This is a genomic window from Halanaerobiales bacterium (assembly GCA_035270125.1).
Taxonomy (GTDB): domain Bacteria; phylum Bacillota; class Halanaerobiia; order Halanaerobiales; family DATFIM01; genus DATFIM01.
Genome location: DATFIM010000212.1, coordinates 1 through 13,586, shown reverse-complemented (window position 1 = coordinate 13,586; position 13,586 = coordinate 1). Strand labels below are relative to the sequence as shown.

Here is a 13,586-nt window from a genome sequence, read left to right as displayed (position 1 = left end):
TCAAAGGGGCTTTTTTTATATGAAAAACCATAATACAAAAAGTAATAAAGTAAGAAAGTTTAAAAACAACATTTTCTTTCTATTTTTTTCATTATTAATCATAGTATAAAGATCATCAACTGTATCTAAACGGGATTCAATAATTTTTTTCCATCTCGGTATTTCAAAAGCACTACTTGCCAAATAATAAATTTTGGCCATATACCATTTACCAAAAAACTTTTCGAAATTATCCATCATTTCTGTTATATGCTCTAATTCAACTCTAATTCTACTTATATTTTTTATCATTTGAGAAACTGGATTGAAAAAATTAATACCTCTTTTAAATTTGTTTTTAGATAAATCAAGATAATCAGATAAATAATTACCAATATAATCATCATAGGCTCGTAATTTAATAAATTGGATATTTGCAATTTCAATAATAAATAAAAGATCATCATAATCAGCTTCATTATCAATGGCCAGTGTTCCATTCCAGTGAATAATACTATAATCCTTATTATAAAATCTTGTGTTAAATTTTAATATATTATTTATTTGCTTTTCACTAAAATTATTATGATCACTTATCCCCAATAATAAACCGGCAATTTCATCTTCATTATCATCAATTAACTTTTTTACATTATTATAACCAGTTTCAGAAATACAGTAAACTGGGTAGAGATTTGTAAAATTTTGTTTTGAAGTATACTTTTCTTTTTGGCTATTATCTTGAGAAAAACTCTGATGAAATAAGTTAAATATTTTATCAAATAAATTTTCAATTCTAGTAATAATTTTTTCTTCTTCATAAAATTTTTTAATATCTTTAATGTTTTCAATTTTAGGTTTTAATTCAGTTTTTAATGTAAGAGCTCCATAATTGAAAATTTTAGTCACTATTTCTATTTCTTCATCTTTTTTAGTCTTTCTAGTCATATATAAAGTAATAGGTTCAGGATAATTAATATAATCAGGTTCACCTTTATCAGAATCAAAATGATATTTTTCCATATTGCTTGATTTAATATTCATTTTATTAATTATTTTTATTATTTCACTTCTTTCAAGGGGATTACCTAAATCGTAAAATTTAAAAAGATTAAGAGTAAACTCCATCATTTACCTCCTAACTACTTGCTATTCAGAAATATACAAGTTATTTTTAATTATATAATAATTATAATTAGATAACAAGATATGTTATTATTAATTTTTTTAAATTATTGAGTTTAAAATAAAGGTTTTTACACTTTTTTGTTTAAAATTTATGATATGGATTAATATTTTTATCTTATATAAAATCATTTCAAGGGGAGTAAAATTATGGATAAATATACTTATCTGAGTTTTTTCAAAAAATATAAAGGAAGATATATACTTGGCGTTATCTGGCTTATAATTGTTGATGGCTTACAATTAATTATTCCAAAATTACTTGGAAATATTACCGATAAAATTAAATATGATTTATTAGATACCACCGGTCTTATAAAATATGCCGGTCTAATTATTATTCTTGCCTTAGGTACTGCTATATTTCGCTTTCTCTGGAGATATTTTATTTTTGGTACCGGTCGTCTTATAGAAAAAAATATCAGAGAAGATTTTTATAACAAATTACAATCTCTATCAACAAGATATTTTAATGATCATAAAACAGGTGATCTTATGGCTCATGCTACTAATGATATTAATGCAGTAAGAATGGCAATGGGCCCTGGTATAGTTATGATAGCAGATGCAGTTTTTCTGACTACAGCTACTATTGGAATTTTAATTTTTACTATTGATATTAGATTAACTCTTCTGGCTCTTATACCTTTACCTTTTTTATCTCTAATGGCTGTTAAATTTGGTAAAATAATACACAGCAAATATAAAAAAGTACAGAAATCATTTTCTAATATGTCTGATAAAGCTCAGGAGAATTTTGCTGGTATTAGAGTGGTAAAAGCATTTGCCCAGGAAAAAGAAGAAATAGATAAATTTGCAGAATCTAATAGAGAAAATTATGAGAAAAATGTAGATATGTTTAAGTATTCATCTCTTTTTCATCCATTAGTACAGTTTATATCAGCTTTAAGTTTTTTAATAGTTATTGGTTATGGAGGAATATTAGTTATAAGAGGGACAATTTCTTTAGGTGACTTTGTTGCTTTTAATAGCTATCTAGGAATGCTGACCTGGCCAATGATGGCCCTGGGGCTTGTAATTAATCATCTGCAAAGAGGTCAGGCTTCTCTGGATAGACTAAATGTTATCTTTAATGAAAAAGAGGATATTTTTGACCAAAACATTGATGAAAATATTAAAGAAATTAAAGGTAAAATAGAAATAAAAGACCTTGATTTTAAATATAGTGATAGTGAAGAATATGCTTTAAAAAATATAAATTTAAATATAAATCCTGGAGAAACAGCTGCTTTTATAGGAAGAACGGGATCAGGAAAAACTACTTTAGTTAATTTGTTACTTCGTCTTTATAATGTTGAAGAAGAGAAGATTTTTATAGATGGCAATGATATAAATGATATTCCTTTAGCAGTCGTAAGAGAAAATATAGGATATGTTCCTCAGGATAACTTCCTTTTTTCTAATACTATAAATAAAAATATTGCTTTTGCTAATCCAACAAATATGAGCCAGGATGAAATTATTAAAGCTTCTAAAGATGCTCAAGTTTATGAAAATATAATAGAATTCCCGGATAAATTCAAAAGTTTATTAGGAGAAAGAGGTTCAAATGTTTCCGGAGGACAGAAACAAAGAATTTCTATTGCCAGAGCTCTAATAAAAAATCCTAAAATATTAATTTTAGATGATAGTCTTTCTGCTGTTGATACTCAAACTGAAGAAAGAATTTTAGAAAGTTTAGAAGAAATTATGAAAGGTAAGACCAGTATTTTGATATCTCACAGAATTTCAACTATTAAAAACGCTGACAAAATTTTTGTTTTTGATGAAGGTAAACTTATAGAAAAAGGCAACCATGAAGATTTACTAAAAAATGAAAAACTGTATTATGACTTATATCAAAAACAACAACTAGAAGAGAAAATTGCTAATAGTTAGGAGGAAGCTTGATGAGAGAAGATTTTCGTGAAGAAAAGAAAATAGAAAATGCCTATGATTCAGAATTAATGAAAAGACTTTTAGGATACAGTAAACAATATTGGAAAATTTTATTATTATGTATCTTTCTCCTGTTAATTGTTACTGGAGTACAATTAGCACGTCCCTATATTATTAAAATTGCTATTGATGATCATATAAATGCTCTTGATACACCAATGGTAGCCTTTGATATTGGAGAAAGTCCTATTGAAGATCGGGGAACAATCTTTAGAAATAAAGTTTATATTAGAGAAAATAGGCTTGGTGGAGATTATGAATCTCAACCTCGTTATCAGATTATAAATCATGACGTAGAACATTATTTAATAAAAGGAACCATTGATAAGGGAGTAACATATGAAGTTGAAGAAAAAGAAAATACTGCTACTATCACAACTGAAAATGATGCTGTTTTCACAGGGCCAAAATTAAATTCTCAAGAATTAGTAGATTTTAGAGAACAGGATATAAGTGCTTTGATTAAACTTTCATTTCTTTTTCTTGGGCTTATTTTAACCGGGTTAGTAATTAACTATATCCAAACTTATTTATTAAGAAAAACCAGTCAGAGAATAATTTATAACCTTAGACAGGATGTATTTTCTCACCTGCAAAAAATGTCTTTAGCTTATTTTGATAAAAATCCAGTAGGTAGATTAGTAACAAGAGTTACAAATGATACAGAGAGAATAAAAGACATGTATATTAATGTTTTAGTAACTGTCTTTAAGGACTTCTTTTTATTAATAGGCATTATTGCCATAATGTTTAGTTTAAACTTGAAATTATCAATTATAACTCTTGCTATGATGCCTTTAGTCTTTTTAGCAGCCTTTATTTTTCGAAAATATGTAAGAGAAGCATATCGTGAAGTTAGAACTAAACTTGCAAAAATAAATTCTAATTTATCAGAAAATATTTCTGGAATGAAAATTATACAAATTTTTAATCAGGAAAAAAGAAAATTAAGTGAATTTGTAAATATTAATAATGAATATTATAAGGCTGCAATGAAACAAATTAAAATTTTTGCCGTCTTTAGACCAACCATGGGTTTTCTCTACTCTCTAACCTTAGCAATTATTATTTGGAATGGTGGTAATCAAGTTTTAGAAGGTATAATTCAATTTGGAGTTTTATATGCTTTTATTGATTATATCAAAAAGTTTTTTCAGCCAATAAATGATTTATCTGAAAAATACAATATACTTCAATCTGCTATGGCAGCCTCTGAAAGAATTTTTGAAATCCTGGATACTGAAGTAGAAATTAAAAATCCTGATAATCCTGTTCAACTACCAGAAAAAATTGAAGGTAAAGTTGAGTTTAAGGATGTAAGTTTTGCTTATGAGGAAGATGAATGGGTATTGAAAAATATTAATTTAAAAATCAATCCAGGAGAAACCGTAGCTTTAGTAGGAGCTACAGGAGCAGGAAAATCATCTGTTATAAAACTTATTAGTAGATTTTATGATATTCAAAAAGGTAAAATACTCATTGATGATATTAATATAAAAAATATAAATAAAAAAGAATTAAGAGAAAAAATAGGTGTTGTTTTACAGGACGTTTTTCTATTTACTGGTGACATGAAATCAAATATTAGATTAAATGCCGATTGGATTCCTGACAAAAAAATAATTGAGGCGGCTAAATATGTTAATGCTCATAAATTTATAAGTAAATTGCCAAAAAAATATGAACATAAAGTAAAAGAAAGAGGAGCAACTTTATCCGCAGGTCAAAGACAATTACTCGCATTTGCCAGAGCCTTAGCTTTTGACCCTGATATTTTAGTTCTTGATGAAGCAACTTCTAACATTGACACTGAAACTGAGGTTTTAATTCAGGATGCTTTAGAAAAATTAACTAGAGATAGAACAACTATAGTTATTGCCCACCGCCTATCTACCATCCAAGATGCAGATAAAATAGTAGTAATGCATAAAGGAGAAATTAGAGAAGTAGGAGACCATCAGGAATTACTTGATAAAAATGGAATCTATTATGATTTATATCAACTTCAATATAAAGATCAATTATTTAAAAGGGAAGAAAAGAAAAGTTCATAATAATTTATTTTTCACTTATTTCTTCCCAGCTTTTTTGGGCTTCTTTTAAATCTTTTTCAGTTGCCGATTCTCTATAACGTACCTTATTATATATTTCAGTAAGTTTTTTCCCTTTACTTTTATTATTATTTAAATAACCACTATTTAATAGTAAATCAAGATATTTATTTGGCGTTTCTGAGAGATGATATTTTTTATATTCATTAAAATATTTTAAATAATAATAATATATTTCTCTTATTTTAATTTCTATACTACTTCCATCATAAATATTATATTTTTTCTTTTTTATAAATTTGTCTTTAACATTACTAAAAAAATTTTTTACATCTTTTTTAAAAGTTTCTTTATCAAAAATTGATTCTCTCTTTTCACTAAACCCTTCTGTATTAGAACTTTGTTTTAATTTCCATAGCTTAAAACTTAGATATATAAGTAAAATACCTAAAATAATATAAAGCCACCAGAAATTAGTTCCTGTATTTATTTCTCTTTGACTGGCTTGTTCTAACAGTCTTTCTAGTTCTGGATCTGCCATTGTCTCAGTAGTTTGACGTTCTACTTCGTGAGTTGGAAGTTTGGATAAAAGAAAATTTATGAATTTTACTATTGGACCTAAAAGCCAGATAAGAGGATAAATAATAATTAAAAATATATCTATAAGTTTATAATAAGCTGCTAAAAGTTGACCAGAAAAATTAGAAACTAATTCTGTAGTACCGGGTACCAGTGTTGCAGTCAGAATTAATATCCCTCCTGCTAAAAATATACTCGCAAAAATTACTTTAAATTTATTTTTATGATTGGAATTTTCAAAATTAAAGAAAACACTTAAAGCTATACCACTTAAAAAAATTATAATCACAGCAAAAAAATTAATACCCAGCTGAAAACGATTGTTTGAAATAAGGGTAAAAATTAAAAACAAAATACCTAAGGAAAAATCTCTATTAAAATTTGATCCTCCAAAATACATTTCAAATCTATAAGCACTAATTAAAGCTATCATTAGATATAAAGAAAAATAACCTAAATTCCAATTTAGATTATAAATCAAAAAAAGATTGGCCAGAAAAAAAAGACCGGTTAATAGAATTCTAATGCTGCCTTTTTTTATTTCAGATAACTTTTTAGCTAAAACCACAGCCAGAATTATAATTATAAAAAAATATGATTGTTGAGCTAAACTCAAATAATTATGGCGCATTTTATAAAAATAATTAAACCAGGGCTTCAATAAATAAAAAACACCAATCGAAAAAACAAAAGCTCCTGCTAAATAATTAAGCCAGTTCCAATTCTTTGATTGCATCCCAGTCCTCCTTTCCCTTTATTCGATAGATTTTTACTCCTTTCAATCCTTTTAAATTATAATCTCTATCTCCTATGATTATCAGACTAAGATTATATCTTTTTTTATATTGATTGATAACTTTTTTTATATCATCATTTAATATTGTCAAAATTAAAATTACTGTAGAAGAATTTTTTAAATTTCTTCTTTCTTTATACAATATATTAGAAAATTTCATTTTATCTGCCGGTTGTAGTATTGCTAAATTGGAAAATAAGGTTTTTTTATGAAGACTCCCTTTTCCTGGCTTTAATTTAAGAGAAGAAGAACTTCTTTTTATCAAACCATCAGAATAAACCCCTACCTGATATCCTTTATTTAGTGCATGATTTGCAATAGATGCTGCATAAATAATCAAAAGTTCTAAAAGATTACTATTTATACCTTCCCACCAGTTTTCAGTAGTAAGAGTACTTAAAAATATATTTATTTCTCGATCATAAGATGGTTTATATACATTTGATTCCAATTTATTATGTCTTGCAGAGGCTTTCCAGTTGATTTTTTTTATATCATCTGTACTTTCATATGGTCTTACTCCCACTTTATTTAAAGGGTCTTTATGAATCCAACCTTCAGAAATACTTGAACCAAAAAGTTGTTTTAAGTTTACATTTAATTTTTTAGCATTCAATATTTTGGGATAAACAATTAATTCACAATAATTATTATCAAATAATTTATTTTTATAAAATCCAAATACCCCACTATAAAAGAGATTACCTTCTCCAAAACGATAATAACCTCTCTTTTTAGGAATAAAATCATATTTTCTATTAACTTTTTCATACCACTTTAAGCTAAATAAATCCTGAAATAAATCAAAATTATTCCCTGGAACTTTTTGGCTAAAACTTTTATTTATAAAATCAATTCCCACTGTTACTTTATCTTTTAATATCAAACCTAATACCGGTAAAAATTTTTTGTTTTCTATTTCAATTTCATAATATATTTTATCACCAATGTTAACTCTTTTTTGACTTAAATTGCGTTCTATTTTTAATTTGTTAAATATATTCTTATTCCAAAATTGTGCCAATGAAATCAAAAAAATAGCTGTAAAGGTGCTGAAAAAGAGCAGATAATAACCTGCAAAAATACTAACAATACCTATAATCGCTATAATTATTAAAGAAAAATCCTTAAGCTCTTTCACTTACAACACCTTCTACAGGTACCTCTACGTTATGTAAGATATCTTTTATAATCTCATCTTTTTTAATTCCCTGTAGTTCACTTTCATCACTCAAAATAAGTCTATGTTCAACTACAAAAGGATAGAGATATTGTATATCATCAGGTAAAACATAATCTCTTCCTTTAATATAAGCATAAGCCAGACATGCATTCATTAAGGCTAAAGATCCTCTAGGACTTACTCCTAATTTTAATTTCTGATTTTTTCGACTATATCTATTCAATCTAACAATATAATCTGTTAAATCATCACTTAATTTAACTTTTCTCACATTTTTTCTCATTTTTAATATATTATTTTTCGTTAGTACAGAGGAAATATCATTAATAGGATCTCTTTCTTTAAATCTATTCAAAATATCTATTTCTTCTTTTTGAGCTGGATAACCCATTTCAATTTTTAGCAAAAATCTATCTAACTGAGCTTCAGGTAAAGGAAAAGTCCCTTCTAATTCTATAGGGTTTTGAGTAGCAATAACCATAAATGGCTCCTCAATTTTAAAACTTTTTCCCTCTATAGTTACCTGTCTTTCTTCCATTGCCTCCAAAAGACTTGATTGGGTTCTGGGAACAGCTCTATTTATTTCATCTGCCAATAATATATTTGTTAATATTGGCCCTTTTCTGAATATAAATTCACTTTCTTTTTGGTTATAAAAATATAAACCTGTAATATCAGAAGGTTGGAGGTCAGGAGTAAATTGAATTCTTTTAAAATCACTATCAAGTGAAAGTGCTAGAGTATTAGCCAGCTTAGTTTTTCCCATGCCTGGCACATCATCTATTAAGACATGGCCATTAGCTAAAAGTGATGTTAAAAGAAGTTCAACTACTTCTTCTTTTCCAACTATTACCTTTGCAATATTTTCTTTGATTTTTTTTATTTCTTTTTTTACCATTTTATAACCTCACATTCTTTTTTATTATATTTTAAGAGAAGCCCCTAGAGTCTAGGAGCTTCTCCATATAAATATTTTATACAGAATTTAAACCTGCTTTAAATGCATTTGTATTTATCTCAATTGTTTTTTCAGGAACATTTTCTTTAATAACCTCTTCAAAGACTTCTGCAGATAAATTTGTATAATTAACCAAAGCTCCCAATAAAACTGTATTAATGACTTTTTGAGTTCCAGCTTCTCTTGCTGCAGAAAGAGCATCAATACTTACTATTTTATGTCCTGATTTTTCTAATCTTTCCATAATATCTTCTGGGTAATCAACCTTACCATTAGCCACAGGTAAAGGATCAATCCTCTGAGTGTTTGTTATTATGATTCCATCTTCTTTTAGATAATTAATCCACCTTAAGGCTTCTAATTTTTCAAAAGCAAGAAGTATATCAGCTTCTCCTTCTGCTATTAGAGGTGAATATACTTTTTTTCCAAAACGAACATTACTTACTACACTTCCTCCTCTTTGAGCCATACCATGTACTTCTGATTTTTTAACATCATAATCTTCTTTTAAAGCTGATTTAGAAATTACTTCACTGGCCAAAAGAACTCCCTGTCCTCCTACACCAGCTAACATAATATTTACAGTCTTACTCATTACTATCACCATCCTTTACAATAGCATCAACAGGACAAACCTGAACACAAACTTCACAGCCTGTACAGAGATAATCATCTATCTCGGCCTGACCTTCTCCCTGTGATATTGCCGGACAACCTAATTCAAGACACTGTCCACAATTAATACATTTTTCAGGGTCAACTTTGAATGGCTTTTTCTTTTCTACACTTTTCAAAAGAGCACAAGCTCTTCTGGCTATTACTACTGATATTTCATCTTTATTTAATTCTTCCTGAATAGTCTTTTCAGTTTCATCTAATTTATAGGGATCTACTACCTGAACACTATTTACACCAAGAGCTTCAGATAATTTTGCAAGATCAATCTTCGGTGTATCTTCTCCCATAAGTGTTTTCCCCGTAGTAGGATTTTCCTGATGACCTGTCATAGCAGTAATTCTATTATCAAGAATAATTATAGTTGAGGCTCCTTTATTATATACTATATCTAACAAACCAGTAATTCCTGAGTGCATAAAAGTGGAATCTCCTATAACCCCAACTACTTTACCTTGGGCATCTTCCCCTAAGGCTAATTCAACACCATGAGCATTACCTATGCTGGCTCCCATACAAACTACTGAGTCCATAGCTGATAATGGAGGTACTACTCCTAGAGCATAACAACCTATATCTCCAGTTACTGTTACTCCAAGTTTATTTAAAGTATAGAATACACTTCGGTGAGGACAACCCGAACAAAGAGCTGGAGGTCTTTGTGGTAAATCCTCTGTTAAATTTTCTTCATTTTCACTTTGTTTTTCTTCATTAATTAAATTATCTCTCAATACTTTTGTATTATATTCAAATGTTACAGGAAGTTTTTCTTTACCTATAACATTTATTCCCATTGCTTTTATTTGATCTTCCATAAATGGATCTAATTCTTCTATTACATATAATTTTTCAACTTTATTAGCAAAATCTTTTATCTTTTTTTCTGGAAGAGGATGAGTTAATCCTAATTTTAAAACTGAAGCTTCAGGAAATACTTCTTTGGCATAATTATAGGCAACTCCTCCGGTGATAATTCCTATATCTTTTTTATTCCATTCTATCTTATTTAATGAAGTTTTTTCAGCAAATTCTTTAAGATTTTCCATTCTTTTTTCAATAACAGGATGTCTTTTTTTGGCATTAGCAGGTACCATAACAAATTTATCCGGATCTTTTTTAAACTCATCCGGTACTTCTGATTCTTCTCTTTCTCCTGTTTCTACAATCGTCTTAGCATGAGAAATTCGAGTAGTTGTTCTCAAAATAATAGGGGTATCAAACTCTTCACTTATTTCTAAAGCATCACCTACCATGTCTTTAGCTTCCTGACTGTTACTCGGTTCTAGCATAGGAACTTTTGCAAAACGAGCATAGTGGCGATTATCCTGCTCATTTTGAGAACTATGCATACTAGGATCATCAGCTGAAACAATGACTAAGCCTCCTTTTATTCCTGTATAAGACAGAGTCATAAAAGGATCTGCTGCCACATTTAAACCCACATGTTTCATTGCTACTAAAGAACGGGCACCTGCAAAAGCTGAACCAATAGCCACTTCCATAGCCACCTTTTCATTAGGAGACCATTCACAATAAATATCATCTTTGTAATTAACTACATTTTCCAATATTTCAGTACTCGGTGTGCCTGGATAGGCTGTGGCTACCTTAACTCCATATTCATAGGCACCTCTTGCAATAGCTTCATTACCTGATAAAAGATCTTTCATATTTTTTCCTCCTTTTTTTACTGGTAAGGTAACCTTCTTTACTACTCTAGCACTTTAAAAACCAAAACCCAGTTTATGAATAAACATTCTATTTTTTGTATAAATTTTTAATATATTCTAAATTCTCTCTATTTTATTTTATTCCATAAAAAAAACTAAATTCCTCTATAATAAAGGAGTATATCCTTTATTTTTACTATTTGCCTGGATTTCTTTTATATTTTTTGCTAAAATTTTAATTCCCCTTTTTATTTCTTCTTCATTACTGGCGGCAAAACTTAATCTAAATTTATTTGATTCTCTATTATCATGATAAAATAAAGATCCTGGTAAAAAAGCAACTCCTTTTTCTAAAGATTTTTTATATAATTTTTCACTACTATATTTGTTCTGTAATTTTAACCAAAAATACAAACCTCCTTTAGGTTTATATATTAAATCTGCTGAAGATAATAATTCCTTATTAATAGTTTCTTCCATAACTTTAAATCTCTTTTTAAATAATTTTCTCATTTCATAAAGATGTTTTTCCCACAAACCCTCTCTTAAGTACAAATCAAAAGAACGCTGAGTTATTCCTGCACTTGAAATATCAGTTGCATGTTTGGCAGCAAGCATTTGCGGAAGCAATTTATCTGGTAAAATTGCAAAAGCAAGCCGTAAACCTGGCATAAAAATCTTAGAAAAGCTTTTTATATAAATTACTCGTCCTTCAGTATCTAATGATTTAAGAGATAATGGTTTTTCTTTAGTAAAATATAATTCTGATAAACAATCATCTTCTATTATTAAAAAATCATATTTAGATGCTAATTCCAATAATTTTTCCCTTTTCTTTTTTGACCAACTAACACCTGTAGGATTTTGAAAACTAGTCATTATATAAATAAATCTCACTTTATTAGCTTTTAATTTTTTTTCCAATACATTTAAATCAATTCCATCTTTCTCTAGTTTTATTCCTTTTATTGATGCTTTTCTTGACCTGAATGCTGATAAAGCTCCTGTATAGGTGGGTTCTTCAACTATAACCTCATCTCCAAAATTAAGTAAGACCTTGGCTAATAAATCTATAGCCTGCTGCGCCCCTGATACAATCTGTATATTATCTGCCTTTGTTTCTATTTTATTTTCATATAAATACTTACTTATCGATTCTCGAAGCGGAAAATATCCCTGACTTTTTTGATAAGTAAAGGCTTTACCCTTATCTCTAGTTAATACTTTGTTCAGGGCATATTTAAAATTTTTAACAGGAAAAAACGAAGGAGAAGGAGTAGCACTAGCAAAATTAATGCTATCTGCAAGGTCTATTTGACCATAATCTAACATTTCTAATGAATCTTTTTCTTTATCTTTTTTAGAATCTAATTTAAAATCATTTTCTATAATTCCAGGAGAAACATAACTGCCACTGCCTACCTTTTTATAGATAAGCTCATCTCGTTCTAAGAGATCATAAGCTTTTACAACTGTAGCAGGATTAATATCATTTTTATCAGCAATATTTCTTATAGCAGGTAAGCGAGTGTGAGCCTCTAATTCACCTTTCAAAATTTTAGTTTTTAAATTTTCATATAATTGAGTATATAAATTTTTATTTGATTTTCTTTTTAATTCAAAATTATATTTCATTATTTAACCTCCAAAGTTAAGTTAATGGCATTAACTTTAGCTATATTGTATCATTACATTTTTATTATAACAAGAACTATATATTTTTTATTTTATTAATAGTTTATACACAAATTCTGTGGAAAACCTGTTAATAACACCTTAATTCCTGTGGAATTGTGTTAAAAAAAATATTAACCCTTATAAAAAAATCTACTTTTCCACAACTTTTGTTAACATCTTGTTAACAATTTGTTTATTTTCTGTTTTTTTTGTGGATAAATACACATTTTTTGTGGATAAATAGCTATTTTTTCCACAAAATTTATTCTGAATATTTATTCCCCCTCTATTATTAACTAAAAATCGTTATCTTAACTTTTAAAAGTTTTTCAATTAACAACTATCCGATTGTATGTGGAAAACTTTGTGGAAAAATAAAAAAAGAAGCAGACCTATGTCTCCATAGATCTACTTCTTACTATTAAATCAACTTATTTATTACTTTATTTAACTGGAACTACAATTTCTTGACCAACATGAATTAGATCAGGATTTTCTATATTATTAGCCTGAATAAGAGTAGATAGACTAACATCAAAATATGAAGCTATCTCTCTTAACATATCTCCTTTTTTCACTTCATAAACATAATTATCATTTTTAACTTCTACACCAATAATTCTTCCTTTTTTCTCTGGTGAAACTGTACCTTTAGCAGAAATATACTGCATTAATACCTCTTCTAAACCACCAGCTAATAAAGTAGTTTCTGCATCTTTTAACATTGTATATCCATCTCCACCTGCAGCCATGAAATCATTTGTTGCAACTTTATACATCTTATCATGATCAAGTGGTTTTCCATTAACTTCTATCTCTAAAACTCTTTCTCCAGCAGGTCTATCTTTAGCAAAAACAAAGGACATACCTGCAA

Annotated in this window: 10 protein-coding genes; 2 read left to right on the top strand and 8 right to left on the bottom strand. The window is 28.1% G+C overall.

Features of this window, described 5'->3' with window-relative positions:
* Window positions 1–15: 15 nt before the first annotated feature.
* Window positions 16–1,107, bottom strand: coding sequence for a hypothetical protein (locus VJ881_10680; GenBank protein HKL76516.1), 1,092 nt, complete (start codon window positions 1,105–1,107; stop codon window positions 16–18).
* Between the two features lie 207 nt (window positions 1,108–1,314).
* Here VJ881_10680 and VJ881_10675 point away from each other — a divergent pair, with 207 nt between their 5' ends.
* Together VJ881_10675 and VJ881_10670 are read left to right on the top strand one after the other, a co-directional pair.
* Window positions 1,315–3,063: an ABC transporter ATP-binding protein gene (locus VJ881_10675; protein HKL76515.1), complete on the top strand. Its 1,749-nt coding sequence runs from the start codon at window positions 1,315–1,317 to the stop codon at window positions 3,061–3,063.
* A gap of 11 nt (window positions 3,064–3,074) precedes the next feature.
* Window positions 3,075–5,177: an ABC transporter ATP-binding protein gene (locus tag VJ881_10670; protein ID HKL76514.1), complete on the top strand. Its 2,103-nt coding sequence runs from the start codon at window positions 3,075–3,077 to the stop codon at window positions 5,175–5,177.
* Between the two features lie 4 nt (window positions 5,178–5,181).
* Here VJ881_10670 and VJ881_10665 read toward each other — a convergent pair whose 3' ends face one another.
* The 7 genes from VJ881_10665 to VJ881_10635 form a co-directional block, all read right to left on the bottom strand.
* A complete protein-coding gene (locus VJ881_10665) occupies window positions 5,182–6,489 on the bottom strand; it encodes a hypothetical protein (GenBank protein ID HKL76513.1) in 1,308 nt (435 codons plus the stop codon).
* The gene (locus tag VJ881_10660) at window positions 6,461–7,690 is read right to left on the bottom strand and encodes a DUF58 domain-containing protein (protein HKL76512.1); all 1,230 of its coding nucleotides are present in this window, start codon (window positions 7,688–7,690) and stop codon (window positions 6,461–6,463) included. Before VJ881_10660 ends, VJ881_10665 begins: the two co-directional genes overlap by 29 nt.
* Window positions 7,677–8,630: a MoxR family ATPase gene (locus tag VJ881_10655; protein ID HKL76511.1), complete on the bottom strand. Its 954-nt coding sequence runs from the start codon at window positions 8,628–8,630 to the stop codon at window positions 7,677–7,679. The genes VJ881_10660 and VJ881_10655 overlap by 14 nt, the downstream gene beginning before the upstream one ends.
* A 76-nt stretch (window positions 8,631–8,706) precedes the next feature.
* Window positions 8,707–9,285: an indolepyruvate oxidoreductase subunit beta gene (locus VJ881_10650; protein ID HKL76510.1), complete on the bottom strand. Its 579-nt coding sequence runs from the start codon at window positions 9,283–9,285 to the stop codon at window positions 8,707–8,709.
* Window positions 9,278–11,035: an indolepyruvate ferredoxin oxidoreductase subunit alpha gene (gene iorA / locus VJ881_10645; GenBank protein HKL76509.1), complete on the bottom strand. Its 1,758-nt coding sequence runs from the start codon at window positions 11,033–11,035 to the stop codon at window positions 9,278–9,280. The genes VJ881_10650 and iorA overlap by 8 nt, the downstream gene beginning before the upstream one ends.
* Window positions 11,036–11,200: 165 nt before the next feature.
* Entirely contained in the window at window positions 11,201–12,670 is a 1,470-nt protein-coding gene (locus VJ881_10640) for a PLP-dependent aminotransferase family protein (GenBank protein ID HKL76508.1), read from the bottom strand.
* Between the two features lie 485 nt (window positions 12,671–13,155).
* The coding region (locus tag VJ881_10635; GenBank protein ID HKL76507.1) for a 5'-nucleotidase C-terminal domain-containing protein at window positions 13,156–13,586 on the bottom strand (431 nt) is incomplete at its 5' end.